This is a genomic window from Flavobacterium sp. FG19 (genome assembly GCF_057809475.1).
Genome location: NZ_JBMDKA010000012.1, coordinates 157,447 through 177,892, shown reverse-complemented (window position 1 = coordinate 177,892; position 20,446 = coordinate 157,447). Strand labels below are relative to the sequence as shown.

General features: G+C 34.6%; 19 protein-coding genes. 18 read left to right on the top strand and 1 reads right to left on the bottom strand.

Features of this window, described 5'->3' with window-relative positions; translation table 11 throughout:
* The first annotated feature begins 509 nt into the window (after nt 1-509).
* The 13 genes from ACODST_RS13765 (at nt 510) to ACODST_RS13705 (ending at nt 14,387) form a co-directional block, all read left to right on the top strand.
* Nucleotides 510-1,157 carry a GNAT family N-acetyltransferase gene (locus ACODST_RS13765; RefSeq protein WP_488932688.1) on the top strand — a complete coding sequence of 216 codons (648 nt, stop codon included), beginning with the start codon at nt 510-512 and terminating at the stop codon, nt 1,155-1,157.
* A 55-nt stretch (nt 1,158-1,212) separates the two neighbouring features.
* Complete coding sequence (locus ACODST_RS13760) at nt 1,213-2,406, top strand: argininosuccinate synthase (protein ID WP_488932687.1); 1,194 nt, start codon at nt 1,213-1,215, stop codon at nt 2,404-2,406.
* Complete coding sequence (argC, locus tag ACODST_RS13755; RefSeq protein WP_488932686.1) at nt 2,399-3,376, top strand: N-acetyl-gamma-glutamyl-phosphate reductase; 978 nt, start codon at nt 2,399-2,401, stop codon at nt 3,374-3,376. The genes ACODST_RS13760 and argC overlap by 8 nt, the downstream gene beginning before the upstream one ends.
* A 150-nt stretch (nt 3,377-3,526) precedes the next feature.
* Nucleotides 3,527-4,666, top strand: a complete 1,140-nt coding sequence (locus tag ACODST_RS13750; RefSeq protein WP_488932685.1) for an aspartate aminotransferase family protein — start codon at nt 3,527-3,529, stop codon at nt 4,664-4,666.
* Between the two features lie 167 nt (nt 4,667-4,833).
* Entirely contained in the window at nt 4,834-6,027 is a 1,194-nt protein-coding gene (locus ACODST_RS13745; RefSeq protein ID WP_488932684.1) for a glutamate-5-semialdehyde dehydrogenase, read from the top strand.
* Between the two features lie 100 nt (nt 6,028-6,127).
* Nucleotides 6,128-6,889 (top strand): glutamate 5-kinase, encoded by a 762-nt coding sequence (proB, locus tag ACODST_RS13740; protein ID WP_488932683.1) that lies wholly within the window; start codon nt 6,128-6,130, stop codon nt 6,887-6,889.
* 107 nt (nt 6,890-6,996) lie between these two features.
* Nucleotides 6,997-7,386 carry a GxxExxY protein gene (locus ACODST_RS13735; protein WP_488932682.1) on the top strand — a complete coding sequence of 130 codons (390 nt, stop codon included), beginning with the start codon at nt 6,997-6,999 and terminating at the stop codon, nt 7,384-7,386.
* A gap of 90 nt (nt 7,387-7,476) precedes the next feature.
* On the top strand, nt 7,477-8,430 hold the full coding sequence (locus tag ACODST_RS13730; RefSeq protein ID WP_488932681.1) for an N-acetylornithine carbamoyltransferase: 954 nt from the start codon (nt 7,477-7,479) through the stop codon (nt 8,428-8,430).
* A gap of 101 nt (nt 8,431-8,531) precedes the next feature.
* Nucleotides 8,532-9,305 (top strand): acetylglutamate kinase, encoded by a 774-nt coding sequence (argB, locus tag ACODST_RS13725; protein WP_488932680.1) that lies wholly within the window; start codon nt 8,532-8,534, stop codon nt 9,303-9,305.
* 276 nt (nt 9,306-9,581) lie between these two features.
* The gene (locus ACODST_RS13720) at nt 9,582-10,652 is read left to right on the top strand and encodes a M20 family metallo-hydrolase (protein ID WP_488932679.1); all 1,071 of its coding nucleotides are present in this window, start codon (nt 9,582-9,584) and stop codon (nt 10,650-10,652) included.
* Nucleotides 10,653-10,791: 139 nt separating this feature from the next.
* The gene (argH, locus tag ACODST_RS13715) at nt 10,792-12,072 is read left to right on the top strand and encodes an argininosuccinate lyase (RefSeq protein ID WP_488932678.1); all 1,281 of its coding nucleotides are present in this window, start codon (nt 10,792-10,794) and stop codon (nt 12,070-12,072) included.
* A 144-nt stretch (nt 12,073-12,216) separates the two neighbouring features.
* Nucleotides 12,217-13,215, top strand: a complete 999-nt coding sequence (locus ACODST_RS13710; protein WP_488932677.1) for a DUF2157 domain-containing protein — start codon at nt 12,217-12,219, stop codon at nt 13,213-13,215.
* On the top strand, nt 13,212-14,387 hold the full coding sequence (locus ACODST_RS13705) for a hypothetical protein (protein WP_488932676.1): 1,176 nt from the start codon (nt 13,212-13,214) through the stop codon (nt 14,385-14,387). The genes ACODST_RS13710 and ACODST_RS13705 overlap by 4 nt, the downstream gene beginning before the upstream one ends.
* Nucleotides 14,388-14,544: 157 nt before the next feature.
* Here ACODST_RS13705 and ytxJ read toward each other — a convergent pair whose 3' ends face one another.
* Nucleotides 14,545-14,934, bottom strand: coding sequence for a bacillithiol system redox-active protein YtxJ (gene ytxJ, locus ACODST_RS13700; RefSeq protein WP_488932675.1), 390 nt, complete (start codon nt 14,932-14,934; stop codon nt 14,545-14,547).
* A gap of 205 nt (nt 14,935-15,139) precedes the next feature.
* Here ytxJ and clpB point away from each other — a divergent pair, with 205 nt between their 5' ends.
* The 5 genes from clpB (at nt 15,140) to ACODST_RS13675 (ending at nt 20,427) form a co-directional block, all read left to right on the top strand.
* A complete protein-coding gene (gene clpB, locus ACODST_RS13695; protein ID WP_488932674.1) occupies nt 15,140-17,743 on the top strand; it encodes an ATP-dependent chaperone ClpB in 2,604 nt (867 codons plus the stop codon).
* Nucleotides 17,744-18,098: 355 nt separating this feature from the next.
* A complete protein-coding gene (locus ACODST_RS13690) occupies nt 18,099-18,983 on the top strand; it encodes a DUF808 domain-containing protein (RefSeq protein ID WP_488932673.1) in 885 nt (294 codons plus the stop codon).
* Nucleotides 18,984-19,336: 353 nt separating this feature from the next.
* Complete coding sequence (locus ACODST_RS13685) at nt 19,337-19,753, top strand: hypothetical protein (protein ID WP_488932672.1); 417 nt, start codon at nt 19,337-19,339, stop codon at nt 19,751-19,753.
* A gap of 138 nt (nt 19,754-19,891) precedes the next feature.
* The gene (locus ACODST_RS13680) at nt 19,892-20,137 is read left to right on the top strand and encodes a hypothetical protein (protein ID WP_488932671.1); all 246 of its coding nucleotides are present in this window, start codon (nt 19,892-19,894) and stop codon (nt 20,135-20,137) included.
* Complete coding sequence (locus ACODST_RS13675; protein ID WP_488932670.1) at nt 20,137-20,427, top strand: type II toxin-antitoxin system RelE/ParE family toxin; 291 nt, start codon at nt 20,137-20,139, stop codon at nt 20,425-20,427. Before ACODST_RS13680 ends, ACODST_RS13675 begins: the two co-directional genes overlap by 1 nt.
* The last annotated feature ends 19 nt before the right edge of the window (nt 20,428-20,446 follow it).

Genomic DNA, 20,446 nt, shown 5'->3' with positions numbered 1-20,446 from the left:
TTATCATCGGGTTTTCTTTTGGTTGTAATTTTTCAGGTCTCAGATTTGCTAAGCGGATTTTTAAGTCTTAGAACTTTAGCAGCTTAGTATCTTAGTGTATTCAAAAAAAAACAACATTACATTAAAAAAATGTTAGATTTTGTATTTTTTGTTTTGTAAATAAAAAAATAGTGTACTTTTGCACCAATGAATAAAATAAGTTTACATACAACTTCTTTGTCACGGACAAACTCACCTGGTACTTCTCCCGAAGTGCGGATGCTATTTATATAGTATTAACAGAGTTTTTAGCCGAATATTTATTCATATCCCTTTTTCATTTTGAAATCACATACTTTGTCCTTAGGGCAAACACATCCAAAAAGTATATATTATTTTATAGGTTTTTCTGATCAAGTTTTTGATTTAGAGAATGTTACTTCTATTTTGCTTAATTTTATTGGATTCAGTTCCGGATTTCAAACTAAACAACATGTTTTAATTTTTAACACTAAACTTCAATTATTGAAATGAAGATCTCTATTGTTGTTACCCAGGAAGAACACTTCAAATTCGCACAGGAAATTTGCGATACGATAGAATCATCTGCCTTGTTAAGAGGTACGGGGATTGCTAAAAGAACTCCTGAGTATATTCAGAAAAAAATGTCGAATGGTGATGCAATGATTGCTCTGGCAGACGGGAAATTTGCAGGTTTTTGTTATATCGAAAGCTGGGAACACGGAAAATTCGTGGCGCATTCAGGATTAATTGTACATCCTGATTACAGAAGTTTAGGTTTGGCAAAAAAAATCAAATCAAAAGTTTTTGACTATTCTTTAAAAAGATATCCGGACGCTAAGATATTCGGAATTACAACTGGTTTAGCGGTTATGAAAATTAACTCTGAACTAGGTTATAAACCAGTTCCTTTCTCAGAATTAACAACCGATCCAAGCTTTTGGGCAGGCTGTAAAACCTGTACCAATTTTGAAATTCTGCAAAGCAAACAAAACAAAATGTGTCTTTGTACCGGAATGTTATACGACCCAAAAGAAAAACAAAAAACACCGCCAAGACATCCTTTTAACGAGGCTGTTTTAAGCAGACTTAAAAAAATCAAACAGGCTTTATTCTTAAACAAAATATTGTCATTTGTTTTTTTATTCAAAATTTAATCAAAAAGAAATCTCAAACTGCTACATACGAAAGTATTAGCCTAAATTATAAAAAATGAAAAAAGTAGTATTAGCTTATAGCGGAGGATTAGATACCTCGTATTGTTTGAAATATTTAAAAAATGAAAAAGGTTATGAAGTTCATACCGTTCTTGTTGATACAGGAGGATTTAGTGCAGAAGAATTAACAGCAATCGAAAAAAGAGCTTACGAGTTAGGAAGTGCTCAGCATGCTAACTTGACCATTTTAGACAAATATTACGATAAAGCTATAAAATACCTGATTTTCGGAAACGTATTAAAAAACAATACATACCCATTATCTGTAAGTGCTGAACGTGTTTTTCAGGCCATTGAAGCTATAAAATACGCAAAAAAAGTAGGAGCTACTGCAATCGCTCACGGAAGTACAGGTGCAGGAAACGACCAAATTCGTTTCGATTTGATTTTCCAGACTATTGCTCCGGAAATCGAAATTATTACACCAATTAGAGATTTAAAATTATCAAGACAAGAAGAAGTTGATTATTTGGCTCAAAACGGAGTTCACTACTCTTGGGAAAAAGCACAATATTCTATCAATAAAGGACTTTGGGGAACAAGTGTTGGAGGAAAAGAAACTTTAACTTCTAGCCAGCCATTGCCAAGCGAAGCATATCCATCACAATTGCAAAAAGAAGGAGAAGAGAAGGTTATCCTTCACTTTGAGCAAGGAGAATTAGTTGGTTTAAACGGAAAAACGGATAAACCTTCAAATAATATTGTTGCTCTTGAAAAATTGGCAAGTGCTTACGCAATTGGTAGAGATATTCACGTTGGAGATACCATTATTGGAATTAAGGGAAGAGTTGGTTTTGAAGCTGCTGCTCCATTAATTATCATCAAAGCGCACCATTTATTAGAGAAACACACTCTTGGAAAATGGCAGCAATATTGGAAAGAACAATTAGGAAACTGGTACGGAATGTTATTCCACGAAGGACAGTTCTTAGATCCTGTAATGAGAAACATTGAAACGTTCTTGCAAGACACTCAAAAAACAGTAAATGGAACAGTTACGGTTTCATTAAAACCATATCATTTCTCACTTGACGGAATCGAATCTGAAAATGATTTAATGAATACAGGTTTCGGTCAATACGGAGAAATGAACAATGCCTGGACATCAGACGATGCAAAAGGATTTATCAAGATTTTAGGAAATGCACAAAACATATTCTCATCTGTAAACAAATTAGACCATGATTAATGTCGGAATTATTGGTGGTTCGGGCTACACGGCCGGAGAACTCATCAGAATTTTAATGTATCATCCCAATGTAAACATCGATTTTGTTTACAGTACAACAAATGCCGGAAAACCTCTTTCTGTAGCGCACCACGATTTAATGGGCGATATCGAAATGAATTTCACAGCCGAAATCAATCCAAATGTGAATGTTGTTTTCTTGTGTTTAGGTCACGGAAAATCGATTTCATTTTTGAAAGAAAATCAGTTTGCAAGTCATACTAAAATCATCGATTTAGGAAATGATTTCAGATTGAATAAAGATGCACATTTCGAAGGAAAAGATTTTGTTTACGGTTTGCCTGAAATCAATAAAGCCGAAATCAAAAAGACAAATTATATTGCCAATCCGGGTTGTTTTGCAACGGCTATTCAGTTGGCTTTACTGCCTTTAGCAAAACATAATTTGTTGAATAATGATGTACATATTAACGCTACAACAGGAAGTACTGGAGCAGGAGTAAGCCTTTCAGAAACTTCTCATTTCAGTTGGAGAAACAACAATATGTCGCATTATAAAGCTTTTGAACACCAGCATTTAGGTGAAATTTCAGAAAGCTTGGTTCAGTTGCAGGACGATTTTGACAGCGAATTGCTTTTTATTCCGAACAGAGGAGATTTTCCAAGAGGAATTTTTGCAACTTTATATACAGTTTGCGATGATAGTTTGGAACAATTAGCAGCAAAATACGAAGAGTTCTATAAAAACGAGCCTTTCGTAACCGTTACCACAACCAACATCAACATGAAACAAGTGGTGCAAACGAACAAATGTATTATTAGTTTATTGAAAAAAGGAAACCGGGTTCTCATAACATCAATTATAGATAACTTAACCAAAGGTGCTTCGGGACAAGCCATTCAAAACATGAATTTAATGTTCGGTTTGGAAGAAACCACAGGTTTACATTTGAAACCAAGCGGATTTTAATTTTTTAGTTTCAAGTTTAAAGTTTCAGGTTTCACGTTCTGTCCGTGACTTGAAATAGATACAAAGAAATATAAACTAGTTTCAAGGTTAAAGTTTCACGTTGCAAGTTAACTTGAAACCTGAAGCCTGAAACAAAACAAACAAAAAGAAATGAACTTATTCAACGTTTACCCATTATACGACATAACTCCAGTAAAAGCAGTAGATTGTACAATTATTGATGACAAAGGAGTAGAATATTTAGATTTATACAGCGGACATGGTGTGATTTCTATCGGACACACACAGCCGGATTATGTAGCAAAATTGAAGAATCAAATAGATCATTTAGGATTTTATTCAAATGCCATTCAGAATCCTTTACAGGTAGAATTGGCTCAGAAATTAGGAAAACTTTCTGGTCTTGAAGATTACGAATTGTTTTTATGCAGTTCTGGAGCTGAAGCAAACGAAAATGCTTTAAAATTAGCTTCTTTCCATAACGGAAAATCAAGAGTGGTGGCTTTTCATAATTCTTTCCACGGAAGAACTTCTGCGGCCGTTGCGGTTACTGACAACAAAAAAATCGTTGCACCAATAAATGCACAGCAGGAAGTAACGTTTTTACCGCTAAATCAAATCGAATTAGTTGAAGCTGAATTGGCTAAAGGCGATGTTACAGCAGTAATTATCGAAGGAATTCAGGGAGTTGGAGGTTTAGACCAAGGAACAACTGAGTTTTTCCAGGCTTTAGAAAAAGCATGTAAAAAACATGATGTTGTTTTAATTTTAGATGAAGTACAGTCTGGATATGGAAGAAGCGGGAAATTCTTCGCTTTCCAACATCACGGAATCAACGCTGATATTATTTCAGTTGCAAAAGGAATGGGGAACGGTTTCCCTGTTGGAGCAATTTTAATTTCTCCAAAATTCGAAGCAAGTTTCGGATTATTAGGAACTACTTTCGGCGGAAGCCACTTGTCTTGTGCAGCAGGAATTGCAGTTTTAGATGTAATTGAAAAATTAGATTTACAAAAAAATGTAAACGAAGTTTATGAATATTTCTTAGAAAAAATCAAAGAAGTTCCTGGAATCAAACAAGTAAAAGGAAAAGGATTAATGCTTGGAGTTGAGTTTGATTTTGATGTAGCTGCTTTAAGAAAGAAATTAATCATCGAAAAACACATTTTTACAGGAAGCGCCAACAATAAAAATCTATTAAGAATTTTACCGCCGCTTACAGTGAAAAAAGCTGATATTGATACGTTTGTAAAAGCTTTAAAAGAAAGTTTGGAAGAGTTGAAAAACTAATTAGGACTTTACGTTAAACCTGACGGGTTTTTAAAACCCGTCAGGTTTAGAAAAGCAATATAAATTACCATCAAGTTAAACCCGACAGGTTTTTAAAACCTGTCGGGTTTAGAAACTCAAAGTTTGAGTTTGATTACAACCAAAAAACAACCAACTAACTTGAAACTATGAATCCATTATCAATTGAAAAACGCAATCTAGTTCTGCGGACTATGGCAAAGCTGGTCGAACAGGAGCGGAATCAGATTATCTTAACCAATCAGGAAGATCTTGCTGATTACGATGGCTCAGATTTAGCGATGGAAGAACGCTTAAAAGTCGATGATAAAAAAGTCGACGAAATGATTTTATCATTAAACCAGTTAGCATCTCAGGAAGATCCCGTTGGCGTTGAGCGTTTTCATTTTACTCATGATAATGGAATAAAAGTGGTGAATAAAACAGCCGCTTTTGGAACGATTTTAATTATTTATGAATCTCGTCCTGATGTTACCATCGAAGCGGGCGGAATTGCTTTTAAATCCGGAAATAAGATTTTATTAAAAGGTGGAAAAGAGTCTTTAAAATCAAATTTGAAAATCGTAAGTCTTTGGCACAAAGCTTTAGAAGAAAACGGAGTTTCAAAAGACTGGGTAGAGTATTTGAATTATAACAGAACAGAAACTCAGGCTTTTTTAGAAAAACCAACTCAAAAAGTCGATTTAATAGTTCCGAGAGGCGGAGAAAAACTAATTGAATTTGTAAAAGCGCATGCGACTTGTCCCGTTATTGTAAGCGGACGAGGGAATAATTTTGTTTACGTTCATGAAAAAGCAGATACTGATTTGGCTTTGAAAGTGATTCTAAACGCTAAAACAGCAAAAATATCGGCTTGTAATTCTTTGGATAAAGTGCTAATCGATTCTAAACTGCCTAATTTTGAAGGTTTCACAGCCATGCTGATAGAAGCTTTAATTGAAGCTAAAGTTGAAGTTATTGTCGATAAATCATTGGAGAATTTCGAAAATACCAAAACAATCGAGAACGATGATATTTGGTATGAAGAGTTCCTGGATTATAAAATCGTAATCGGAACAATCGATTCTCAGCAAAATGCTATCGAAAAAATCAACAAATATTGCGGTGGTCATTCAGCAGCAATTATTTCAAGAGATAATGAAAATGCACAGCAGTTTATGGAAGCAATAGATGCAGCGGCGGTTTACCAAAATGCATCAACCCGTTTCACAGACGGCGGACAATTTGGGCTAGGTGGAGAATTAGCCATAAGCACTGATAAATTGCATCAAAGAGGTCCAATTGGTTTACAGCATTTAGTAACCAATAAATGGTACGTGTACGGAGAAGGACAAATTAGGTAATTGAGATAATGTGAAAATTGAGGTAATTAGATAATTAGAAAATTCTAAGAAGAAAAACTTAGAATCTCAGCATCTTAGAACCTTAGCACCTTTTAAAGAAATGGGTAAGAAACGGATTTTATTAAAAATAGGAAGTAATACTTTAACCAAAGAAACCAATCATATTTCGCGGGGAAAGATTGAAGATCTTGGAATACAGATTGCAGCTTTAAACGACGAATATGAGTTTATCATCGTAAGCTCAGGAGCAATTGCGGCAGCAAAACAATTTGTAAAGCTGGACAATCAGGATAAAGATGTTTTTGTAAAACAGGCTTTAGCTTCAATCGGACAGCCACATTTAATGCGAATTTACAATGAAAACTTTAAGGATTTAGGATTAAATACGTCACAGTGTTTACTTTCTTATTCTGATTTTGAAAAAGAACAGACCAAAAAGAACATCGTAAATACCATTAATGTATTAGTTAAAAACAATTACATTCCGATTATCAATGAAAATGATACCGTTGCGACAGATGAGATTCGGTTTGGAGATAATGACAAATTAGCGGCTTTAACAGCAGTTTTGCTAAATGTTGACATTCTGATAATTGCAACCAATACAAACGGAATTTACACGAAAGAATCCATTTACGATGAAGTTCCGGAAACGATCAAATTAGTAAATGATTTAAAAACGCTCGAAAAAGAAATCGGCGATTCAAAATCATCACATGGAACAGGAGGGATGCAGTCTAAAATAGAAGCAGCGGCAATTTCAAAAGCAGCAAATATAGAAACCTGGATTGTCAACGGACTGAATGATAATTTTATTCTGCGGGCATTGAAAGATGAAATCCCATTTACTAAGATTGTGTGATATAGAACGCAGATGAAACGGATTCGCTATTGCGAAAACGCGGATTTAAACTGATTTTTTATATTTATTTTAATTTTATGTAGTATATTTCATTCAAATTTGTTTTTATGAAATTATTACATCAAGAGCTGACTGACATTATTATAAAAACTTTTTATGAAGTTTATAATGAATTAGGATATGGATTTTTAGAGCGAGTTTATCAGAACTCTTTATATTTAGAATTAAAGAATAAAGGTCTTCATGTTGAAGCTCAGAAGAAAATTAATGTTTACTATAAAGGATTCAAAGTTGGTGAGTATTATGCAGATTTGATAGTAGAAGATTTAATTATTTTAGAATTAAAAGCAGCTGATTGTATAGTAGTAGAATTTGAAAATCAAATTTTAAACTATTTGAGAGGCACAGATTGTGAAGTAGGTTTGCTTCTAAATTTTGGAACAAAACCAGAATTTCGAAGAAAAATTTTTGAGAATAGTAAAAAAGTAAGAATATAAAAATCCGTCTAAATCCGCGTCTTTGCGATAGCAAATCAGTAAAATCCGCGTCTAATTTTAGGCATTATAAATAAAAAACAAAAAAAACAAATGAACTATATTTCAATAAAAGATATTGACTCATTATCAAAATGGGTGAAAAGTGCGATCAAAATCAAAAAGAATCCTCTTAAAAATAAAAAGTTAGGGAAAAACAAAACCTTAGGAATGTTATTCTTCAATCCAAGTTTAAGAACCCGTTTGAGTACTCAAAAAGCGGCTTTAAACTTAGGAATGAACGTAATGGTAATGAATTTTACCAACGAGGGATGGACGTTAGAATTCGAAGACGGAGCAATTATGAATTCTGGCGCATCAGAACATATCAAAGAAGCGGCTGAAGTAGTTTCGCAATATTGTGATATTATCGCCATTCGTGCTTTTGCAGGTTTGGTTGACAAAGAAAAAGATTATCAGGAAACTGTAATTTCAGGATTTTTGAAATACGCTACAGTGCCAATCGTAAATATGGAAAGTGCTATCCGTCACCCATTACAGTCGTTGGCAGATGCAATTACAATGGAAGAATTCAAACCTAGACACAAAAACAAACCAAAAGTAGTGCTTTCATGGGCGCCACACCCAAAAGCGTTGCCGCAGGCTGTAGCCAATTCATTTGTAGAAATGATGCAGATGCAGAAAGATATGGATTTCGTAATTACACATCCAGAAGGATATGAATTGAGTCCAGAAATTACAAAAGACTGCAAAATCGAATACGATCAAGATAAAGCTTTCGAAAATGCTGATTTCGTTTACGTAAAAAACTGGAGCAACTTCAACGATTACGGAAAAGTAACCAACAGCGATCCAAATTGGACCGTTACTGCTGAAAAAATGGCTTTAACCAACAACGGAAAATTCATGCACTGTCTTCCAGTTCGTAGAAATGTTATTGTAAGCGATGAAGTTTTAGACGGAGAAAATTCAATCGTAATCGAACAGGCAAACAACAGAACGTATTCAGCACAATTAGTTTTACAAAAGATTCTTAAAAAAATATAACTTACAGGTACAAAGGTTCAAAGTTGCAAAGGTTCAGAGGTTTTACTAACTGAATTTAAACTTTGTCCCTTTGTCCCTCTGAGCCTCTGAACCTTAAACAAATGAACGTATCAGTAATCAAAATAGGTGGAAACATCATCGATAATCCAGCAGAATTAGAACAATTTTTAACTGATTTTTCTAAAATTGAAGGCTATAAAGTTTTAGTTCACGGCGGTGGAAAATCGGCTACCAAAATGGCGCAGAGTATTGGTTTGGTTCCGCAAATGATTGACGGGCGCCGGATTACAGATGCTCCAATGCTTGACGTTGTCGTGATGATTTATGCAGGACAAATCAACAAACATATTGTAGCGCAATTGCAGGCAAAAGACAATAATGCTATTGGTTTTTCCGGAGCAGATGGAAATTTAATCCAGTCCACAAAAAGAAACCACCCAACAATCGATTACGGATTTGTAGGCGATGTTAAACAAGTCAACACAAAATTACTGGCAACTTTACTGGAAGCTGGAGTTGTTCCTGTTTTCTGTGCCATCACACACGATAAAAACGGACAATTGTTAAACACCAACGCCGATACAATCGCAAGTGAATTATCAATTGCATTATCTGAAGTTTTTGATGTTACGCTGACGTATTGTTTTGAAAAACAAGGTGTTTTACAAGATTCAGAAGACGATTCGTCTGTAATAACCCAAATCAACGAAGCCTTATACCATAAACTAAAAGAAGAAAAAGTAATCCATTCCGGAATGATTCCGAAACTGGATAACTGTTTCAACAGTTTATCAAGAGGCGTTCAGAAAATCAAAATTGGTCATCACAGAATGCTTCAAAATTCAGATATTCCGCATACGACGATTACGCTATAAAAAATGCTGCCGTAAATTGACACTAATTTTTGCTGTTCAAAGAGAAAATAATTTTAAACATACACTAAAAAGTGCATTTTGATTTTAAATCTTTTACAAAAAAATAATTTGCGAAAATTCGTGTAATTAGTGGCAAAAAAACAGAGCTGCGCAGTACTTTTAAATATTAATTTTAGAAATTTGCGCCAATAAAATTTAGGTTAAGATTTAGCATAGTAATTTAAGTTAAGAAAAACTTAGACCCTTAGAATCTTAGCATCTCAGTACCTAACAAAAATGAAAAATATAGATACGCTTACCCAGGAAGCAATTAGTTTATTAAAAGGCCTAATCGAAACCCCTTCATTTTCAAGTGAAGAAGATCAGACGGCTCTTTTAATCGAAAATTGGTTCAATCAGAATGAAATTCCATTCAAGAGAGAAAACAACAATGTGTGGGCTTTCAACAAATATTTCGACGAAAACAAACCAACACTTTTACTAAACTCACATCACGATACCGTACGCCCAAATCAGGCATATACCAACGATCCGTTCAAAGCAATTGAAAAAGACGGAAAACTATTTGGTTTAGGAAGTAATGATGCAGGTGGTTGTTTAGTTTCTTTACTGGCAACTTTTGTACATTTCTACGAAAACCAAAACCTTTCTCACAATATTGTAATGGTAGCTTCTGCTGAAGAAGAAAGCAGTGGGAAAAACGGTTTAAACAGTGTTTTAAAGCATTTGCCAGAATTAGATTGTGCCATTGTTGGAGAACCAACTTTAATGCAATTGGCAGTTGCAGAAAAAGGATTGTTAGTTTTAGATGTAAAAGTAAAAGGAACAGCCAGCCACGCCGCGCACCAAAACGATGATAATGCTTTATATAAATCAATTCCGGTAATGGAATGGTTTAAAAACTATAAATTCGACAAAATCTCAGATGTTTTAGGTCCCGTAAAAATGACCGTAACCCAGATTAACGCCGGGAAACAGCATAATGTAGTGCCATCAGAATGTGATTTAGTTGTTGACATTCGTGTAACAGATCGTTATACAAACGCTGAAATCCTGGAAGTGGTTAAAGCAAACGTAAATGCCGAAGTAACACCAAGATCAATGCACTTAAACGCTTCGTCTATTCCAATCGCACACGGTTTGGTTCAGGCAGGAATTGCATTAGGAAGAACAACTTATGGTTCGCCGACACTTTCAGATCAGTCGGTTTTAAGCTGTCAGTCTTTGAAGTTAGGGCCAGGAGAAACATTGCGTTCGCATTCAGCAGACGAATTTATTTTTGTAAATGAAATTGTAGAAGGAGTCGATTTGTATATCAAAATACTAACCGATTTCTTTAAATTATAAGAAAAGAAAAACCGCCACGAATTCACGAATTAATTTTTTACTATCTAAATCAGATATTAATTCGAATTAATTCAAAAAAAATAATCGCAAAGATTTGAAAAAATAATTCGTGAATTCGTGGCGAAAAAAAACATGACCTATGAAACTTTGGGAAAAAGGAATACCAACAGATAAACAAATCGAACAATTCACAGTAGGAAACGACCGTGAACTGGATTTGGTTTTAGCAAAATACGATGCTTTAGGTTCAATTGCTCACGCTAAAATGTTAGGGCAGATTGGTTTATTAACTTCAGAAGAAACAACTTCTTTGGTTGATGCTTTAAACGAAATTATCGCCGATATTGTAGTAGGTAATTTCGAAATCGAAGACAGTTTCGAAGACGTACATTCTAAAATTGAATATCTGTTAACGGTAAAACTGGGCGATGCTGGAAAGAAAATCCACACCGCGCGTTCTCGTAACGATCAGGTTTTAGTAGATGTTCATTTGTATTTAAAAGACGAATTAAAAACAATAAAAGAACAGGTAAAAATATTGTTTGATTTGCTGATGGAATCGGCAGAAAAACATCAAAATGTATTATTGCCAGGTTATACGCATTTGCAAATCGCTATGCCATCGTCATTTGGAATGTGGTTTTCAGCTTACGCCGAAAGTTTGATTGATGATATTACAATGCTGAACGCCGCTTCAAAAATTGTAGATCAGAATCCATTAGGATCTGCTGCAGGTTACGGAAGTTCTTTCCCAATCAACAGGACTTTTACAACACAGGAATTAGGTTTCGAAACCTTAAAATACAATGCCGTTGCAGCACAAATGAGCCGCGGAAAAGCAGAAAAAACAGTTGCTTTTGCGATGACCAGCGTTGCAGGAACATTGTCAAAATTTGCGATGGATGTTTGTCTGTATATGAGCCAGAATTTCGATTTTATTGGTCTTCCGGCACATCTTACAACAGGTTCAAGCATTATGCCTCATAAAAAGAATCCGGATGTTTTTGAGTTAATCAGAGGAAAATGCAACAAGATTCAGGCGCTTCCTTATGAAATCACTTTAATCACTAATAACTTACCAAGCGGTTATCACAGAGATTTACAGCTTTTAAAAGAAGGTTTGTTTCCTGCGATTCAGACTTTAAAATCTTGTTTGGATATTGCGATATTTTCGATAAAAGACATTACGGTTAAAGATCATATTTTAGAAGATAAAAAATACGATTATTTGTTTACTGTAGATACTTTAAACGAAATGGTAGTGGCTGGAATGCCGTTTAGAGATGCATACAAAGCTGTTGCTGAGCAATTAGAAGCAGGAACGTACCAATCTCCTAAAGAAACTAAACATACGCACGAAGGAAGTATCAACAATTTATGCCTTGATGCAATTAAAGATAAAATGAAAGCTGCTTTTTAAATTTTTACGCTTTTAAATAAAGTAAACCGGTTTGTAAATAATACAGGCCGGTTTTTTTATACTTAAAAATATGTTACTGAAAGGTTAAGAAATTTCGACCTAATTTACTTAAATTTGAGAATCGTTTATTTTTAAACTATCAGTATGACGCAATTTGACGAACAGGCAGCTCAGGAACTTTTTGAGAAAAATCTAATTACTGAAAATCAGTTTCGGGAGATTATAAACTATCGGAGTCTGAATATTTTTTCACTTAATGTAGAATTAAAACTACTCCTTTCTATTGCTGTTTTAATGTTTACATCAGGAATTGGAATCCTGATTTATGATAATATTGACAGTATAGGCCATATTGCTTTATTAGCTATACTATTTGCGGCTATTTGTGGTTGTTTTTACTATTGTTTTAAAAATTCGGTTGGTTTTCAAAAAACAGAAACCAAATCTGAAAGCCCGTTTTTAGAATATTTGGTTTTAACAGCCAATGTACTGACCTGTATTTTTATAGGATATCTTCAGGTACAGTACGAAGCTTTCGGGACCCATTATGGTCTTGCGACTTTAGTACCTACTATTGTTAGTTTTACCTGTGCCTATTATTTTGATAATAAAAGCGTTTTAACTATTGCGGTTACAGGTCTGGCGGCTTATGTGGGACTTTCGGTAACACCTCAGGATCTTTTTAATGGTACCAATGATTTTTATGCAAATCAGAGTTTGTGTTATTCGGCAGTGGCACTTGGGGTTTTGTTAATTCTCTGGACGGTGTACAGTTTTAAAATAAATCTAAAAACGAATTTTACCCTGGTTTATCTCACTTTTGCTCTGCATATAATAAGTGCAGCTTCTGTAAGCAGTATGATTAAAGATGACATTACCTGGATTTTATTTGCTTTAATTCTGGCTGGTTCCTCTTTTTATTTCTACAAGACAAGTTATAATTTAAAAGCAGTTTCCCTTTATGTTTTTATGATCGTTTACGCTTTTATTGGGTTTAACATTTTTCTTTTCAGGGTTTTTGATAATCTTGATTTAAGGGATATCTGGGAGATTATCATTTTGGGGCTTCCAGTTTATTTTATCGGCTCCATTGTATTGTTTATAAAACTGATTAAAAACTTTAATAAAGAAATTGCAAAATGATCATACATGATAAAAAATTGCTGAACAACTTATTTTTGAGTCAGGAAGCAGATACTTTAGAAAGTGCCGGATTTATAAGTAAAGAACAGAAAAAAATAATCAGGAAAGAATTGTCTTCCTTTAAAGTTCAAAATAATATTTTAGTTCGTGTAGCCTTCTTTTTGCTGGGAGCATTTTTGTATTTGTCAATTTGCGGTGTTGTTTCACTGATTGGATTGTCCGGCGGTTCAGACAATTCGTTTTTTAAAATCTGCTGTTTTCTTTTTGCCGGAATAGGAATTGCGGGGGCGGAATTCCTGACAGGGAATAAGTACTACCGACATGGACTCGATGACGCTTTTATTTTGGGAATACTACTGAATGCTGGCTGTGCAGCTGCGATTCTTACGGAAGATTATAATACAGGGCTTCCAACGGCTATTGTAGTCGCCATAGTTTCTTTTCTGGCTTACAGAAGGTATTTACATCTGCTTTCCGTACTTGTTTTCTGTCTTGCTGTTTCTGCTGTTTTGTTTCTTACGATGCTTGAAACAGGAGATATTGGAAAAGCTGTTTTACCATTTACGGTTATGTTAATTGCTGCCGGATTTTATTTTTTTACAAGAAAACAAGTAAAGAAGCTCAAAGAGGTTTACTATTATAACGGACTCGTATTAGTGAATAGTTTCTGTCTGATTCTGTTTTACCTTTCGTGTAATTATCTGGTGGTAAGAGAACTTTCGGCTGAGCTTTTGGGTATAGATGTTAAGCCGGGAGAAGATATTCCTTTCTCGTATTTCTTTTATGCTTTTACTTTTATAGTACCCGTTTTATATCTTGTCCAGTCTTTAAAAACAAAAGACAGGATTATGCTTTGGATCAGCTTTTTGGCAATTGCATTTTCAATCTATACTATTCGATTTTATTACGCAGTTCTGCCAATAGAAGTAGCATTAACTTTAGGCGGACTTATTTTATTCGCAATAGCGTATTTCTCAATCCGAAAACTAAAAGAAAAAGAAAGCGGTTTAACATTCAGACCAGACAGAATTAGTCATTCAGATGCAATTTTAAGTGCAGAAACTTTAATAGCTGCTTCAGCTCTGGGATTAAAACCGGAAGTTAAAACAGATTCTCCTATGGAATTTGGAGGCGGTGGATTTAGCGGCGGCGGGTCTGGAGAAAGTTTTTAAAAATATTTCGCTACAGATTATATAAGATTAAAAGGATTTTATAATCTTGTTCAAGTCGCCACGAATTTCACGAATTTCCACGAATTGATTGGTGTAAATTTGAGAAATTCGTGGCGAAAAAATCTTTTTAATCTTATATAATCTGTGGCAAAAAAAATTACACTTTACTTTTCAATGCCTCAGCATCGATATCGCTGTGCGAAACATCATAAACTGCTTTTCCATTTTTGATTAAGATCAATTGTGGTGATTCGTGATAAACCCCAAATCGGCTGGCAATTTCATTAGAAATATCACGATGGGCGATCAAATCCAGAAAGTAAGCATCCACTATTCCTTCGAGATCAAATTCTTTTTCAAATTGTTTCAGCGCCATACGACTGATACTGCATCTTGTACTGTGTTTAAAAATGACAACCGGTTTTTCATTAGAGATCGCTTCGATTTCCATTAACTGCAGCATATCGGTTAATTCGGTCCATTTTACTTTGCTTTTAGAAGCTTCTGAATTATCTGAACTTCCGAAGATTGAATTAAAAAAACTCATATTTGGCTTGTTTTGTGACTTTTTGACATTTGAAAATGATAAAAATCAGCTTTTTGATGTCATTTTGTCTTTATTTTTACTATGGAATATAATTTGAATATTCGAGAACAAAGTTAAATCTTTTGAGTTAAGAATGTGTCTCAATAAAGGTTAACTTTAATCTTAATGAATATTTAAAACAACAAATCAATCAAAACATAAAAATATGAACATAAATAAATTTACTATTAAATCGCAGGAAGCCATTCAGTTGTCGCAGCAGTTAGCACAGCGAAATGGCCAGCAGCAAATTGAAAATGAACACATTTTCAAAGCCATTTTTGAAGTGGACGAAAACGTAGCACCATTTATTCTGAAAAAATTAAATGTAAATGTTCCGTTATTTCTTCAAATTTTAGACAGTACGATTCAGAGTTTTCCAAAGGTATCCGGAGGAGATGTAATGCTTTCCAGAGATGCCAATAAAGCTTTGAACGAAGCTGAAATTATTGCACAAAAAATGAACGACGAATACGTTTCGATCGAACATTTGATTTTAGCCATTTTTGACTCAAAAAGTAAAGTTTCTCAAATCTTAAAAGATCAGGGAGTTACCGGAAAAGGTCTTAAAGCTGCAATCGAAGAATTACGTAAAGGAGAAAGAGTAACATCGGCTTCAGCTGAAGAAACGTATAATTCGCTAAACAAATTCGCTAAAAACCTAAACGAATTAGCACGTACAGGAAAACTAGATCCTGTAATTGGTCGTGACGAAGAAATTCGTCGTGTATTGCAGATTCTGACTCGTAGAACAAAAAACAATCCAATGCTTATTGGAGAACCCGGAGTTGGTAAAACGGCAATTGCAGAAGGTCTGGCGCATAGAATTGTGGATGGAGACGTTCCCGAAAACTTAAAAGATAAAATAGTTTTCTCTTTAGATATGGGAGCTTTGATTGCCGGAGCGAAATACAAAGGAGAATTTGAAGAACGTTTGAAATCGGTTGTAAAAGAAGTTACGGCTGCAGACGGAGATATTGTTTTGTTTATTGACGAGATTCACACGCTTGTTGGAGCGGGTGGAGGAGAAGGCGCAATGGATGCGGCAAATATCTTAAAACCAGCTTTGGCTCGTGGAGAATTGAGAGCAATTGGTGCCACGACTTTAGATGAATACCAAAAATATTTCGAAAAAGATAAAGCGCTTGAAAGACGTTTCCAAAAAGTATTAATTGATGAACCGGACACCGAAAGTGCGATTTCGATTTTACGTGGAATCAAAGAGAAATATGAAACACACCATAAAGTTCAGATTAAAGACGAAGCAATTATTGCAGCGGTAGAACTTTCACAAAGATATATTACGAATCGTTTCCTGCCAGATAAAGCAATCGACTTGATGGACGAAGCGGCTTCTAAACTGCGTATGGAAATCAATTCAAAACCAGAAGAATTAGACGTTTTGGATCGTAAAATCATGCAGTTGGAAATCGAAATCGAAGCCATCAAACGTGAAAAAGAAGAAAGCAAGCTGAAAATTTTAGGTATGGAATTGGCCAACCTGAAAGAAGAACGAAACGAAATCTATGCAAAATGGAAACAGGAAAAAGATATCGTTGACGGAATTCAGGCTGTAAAACACGAAATAGAAGACTTTAAATACGAAGCAGAACGTGCAGAACGTGAAGGCGATTACGGAAAAGTAGCTGAAATTCGTTACGGAAAAATAAAAGAAGCACAGGAACGTCAGGAAACTTTACAAAAACAATTGTTAGAATTCCAATCTGGAAATTCTTTAATAAAAGAAGAAGTTACCAGAGAAGATATTGCAGAAGTTGTAGCAAAATGGACAGGAATTCCGGTTACCAAAATGCTTCAGACAGAAAGAGAAAAACTATTGCATCTGGAAGATGAATTGCACAAACGTGTAGTGGGGCAGGAAGAAGCGATAGAAGCGGTGAGTGATGCTGTTCGCAGAAGCCGTGCCGGTTTACAGGATATGAAAAAACCTGTTGGATCCTTCTTATTCTTAGGAACAACCGGAGTAGGTAAAACAGAGCTGGCAAAAGCTTTAGCAGAATATCTTTTTGATGACGAGAATGCGATGACACGTATTGATATGAGTGAATACCAGGAGCGTCACAGTGTGAGCCGTTTGGTTGGAGCGCCTCCGGGATATGTAGGTTATGATGAAGGAGGTCAGTTGACGGAAGCCGTTCGTAGAAAACCTTATTCTGTTGTATTGTTAGACGAAATCGAAAAAGCGCATCCTGACACTTTCAATATTCTGCTGCAGGTTCTGGACGAAGGTCGTTTAACAGACAACAAAGGTCGTCTGGCTGATTTCCGAAATACGATTATTATTATGACCTCAAATATGGGAAGTAATATAATTCAGGAGAAATTTGAAAATCTAAAAGGAAGCGTTGAGGCTGCTACAGAAGCTGCTAAAAATGAAGTTTTAGGATTGTTGAAACAAACTGTTCGTCCTGAGTTTATTAACCGTATTGATGAAATTGTAATGTTTACACCGCTTACGGTAGAGAATATCTCAAGAATTGTAAATTTACAGTTAAAGAGCGTGACCAAAATGCTGGCCTTACAGGGTATTACAATGGATGCCACTCCGGAAGCTGTCGCTTATCTGGCAGAAAAAGGTTATGATCCGCATTTTGGAGCAAGACCAGTTAAACGTGTGGTTCAAAGAGAAGTATTGAATCAGTTGTCAAAAGAAATTTTAGCTGGCAATATCACTACCGACAGTATCATTTTATTGGATGCTTTTGATGGTAATCTGGTCTTTAGAAACCAGACCCAGGCTGTAGAATAAAATACAAAGTTTTTTTCATGTTTCTTAAAGCGCCGGCAGTATTGCCGGCGTTTTTTGTTTTAAGCCGTAAATAATGCAATTTATTTTAAAAGTCCTGTAAATAAAATATTGGTTTTAATTCTCAACTTTGAGATATAAAACTATAAAATCATGAACAATATATTTAGAGGATTAATAGCAGGTTACGGCGCCAAAAAATTAGGAGGAGGCTGTTTTGGAACAATATTGGTTTTCATAATTATCTGGCTTTTGTTAGGTCAGTGCAGTTAAAAATTAAATCCGATTTTGTTCAATAGATTACGTTAAAAAGTAGTAGATTCGCACCCATCTAAACATTAACAAATACCAAAAAATAATGGCATCAGGTTTCTTCGTACTATTAGACGATATAGCAGCAATTATGGACGATGTTGCAGTAATGAGTAAAGTGGCAGCAAAAAAAACAGCAGGAATTTTAGGCGATGATTTAGCCGTAAACGCTGAGAAAGCCTCTGGCTTTGCATCTTCAAGAGAACTTCCGGTTTTATGGGCAATAAGCAAAGGATCATTACTTAACAAAATTATTATTCTTCCTATAGCTTTTGTATTAAGTGCCTTTCTGCCGGTGGCCATTATTGTAATTCTGGTGCTTGGAGGATTATTTCTGGCTTATGAAGGAGCAGAAAAAATATATGAGTTTATTTTTCCGCACGATCATGAAGAATCTGAAGGTATAACAGATGAGGTTCTGACAGAAGAAGAAATTTTAGTAATAGAAAAAGCAAAAGTAAAGTCTGCTATTGTAACTGATTTTATCCTTTCGGTCGAAATCGTAATTATAGCTTTGGGAACCGTAATTGGAAAACCATTATTGTCCCAGATTATTACAGTATCTATTATTGCTGTTATTGCGACAGTAGGGGTTTATGGAATCGTGGCGCTGATTGTGCGTATGGATGAAGTAGGTTTTAAAATGATTCAGCACAGCAAAAAAGAAAAGAGCGCATTGAAGTTTGTTGGAAATATTTTAGTTCAGGCACTTCCAAAAGTTATCAAAGCTTTAACCGTAATTGGAACTATTGCTTTGATTCTGGTTGCCGGAGGATTGTTCGTACATTATATTCCGTTTATTCATCATATCGCTGAAGAGATTAAAATCCCCTCAATTATTAAAGAATTTGTGGTTGGGCTTGTATTAGGTTTCATTGTATTAGCAGTAGTAAACCTGTTTAAAAAGATATTTAAAAAGAAAACAGCATAGTAAAATCTCAAATATATACTAGAAAAACATCAGTCAGCGCTGGTGTTTTTTTGTTTTTAGGAGCATCAGGTCAGTTTATTTTCAAAAGAATGTTCTGTCTTTTCTATAGCAATCGGGACTATATCTTTTTCCTGTTAGAGGGCTGGAAAGGAATGTTGCTGCTATTGGGACTAACTCTGTGTTTTTTTTATTTTCGTAGGAAATAACGGTGTTTTTTCACTATTTTTTCCTGCAATAAGATTTTGATTTGCAATTGATTAATAAGAAAGTGAAAACTTTTAACATTTTCAGATAAGCAACCTTTGTAATTCGACAGCGTCTTCATAGTAATTAACAATTAATTATTATTTTATATGAAAAGTTTTAAATTAAAATCAGTTTTGGTAGTATTATTTTTATCAATTTCTTTTGTTTCGTGCAGCAGCGACGATGATGAAAAAACGGATACTGATACACTGACTTCAAAAACAGCTTTGGTAACAGAAATTAAAGGACCGGCCGCAGGAAAAGTAAACGATGAACTGAGTTATGAAGTGACTTATGTTGTAGATAATGCCTGCGGGGAATTTGATAAAATTTCAGAAGCAGCAATAGGAACAGTAAAAGGATTACAGGTTATCGCAAAATACCCGACAGGAGTTTGTACACAGCAAGTTCCAGATCCAAAAAAGACAGTTTACAAATTTAAATCTGCAGCAAAAGGAACTTTTGAAATAAAGTTTAAAAAATCAGAAACAGAATTCCTGACTCAGAAAGTGGTTATTGAATAAGGGGTTCTTAGTTTATTATTCTTAGGTGAAAAGCCATTTTGCAGAGATTTAGTTTTTAAATCGATGTAAGATGGTTTTTTTCAAATACAAATATTGAATCAAAATACTTATCTTTGAAAGATTAAAAAAGGAATAATTATGGGAGCTTTAGAGTTAAGAGATAGCGTTTTAGAATATATTAATGCTGCAGATGAACGTCTTTTAAAAGTTGTAAAAGCAGTTATCGAAAGTTATCAGGAAGAGGAAATAGTTGCATTTTCAGTAGAGGGAAAACCAATTAGCAGAAGTGAATATAAAGCTCAATTGGCTAATACTAAATTAGAAATTGAAAGAGGAGAGTATACTTCTCAGGAAGATGTAGAGAAAGAATCTGAAAACTGGTGATGGATAAGTTTTTAAAAGTTGTTTGGACTAATACGGCCAAAAATCAGCTGAAAACAATTTACAATTACTACAAAGAGAAATCTGTTCAAGGTGCAGATAATATTAAAAATGAAATTTTGGATGCCGCTAAAAAAATACGTTTTAGTGAACAATATCAAAAAGATGAGATTGAACCTGAATATCGAAGAATTATAATACGAGATTATAAAGTTTTGTATCTTGAAGAGAATAATGTGATTTATATTTCTAAAATATTTTCTACAAAAAGAGATAGTATAAAACAATTATAAGAAGAGCTTTAAAGCTCTT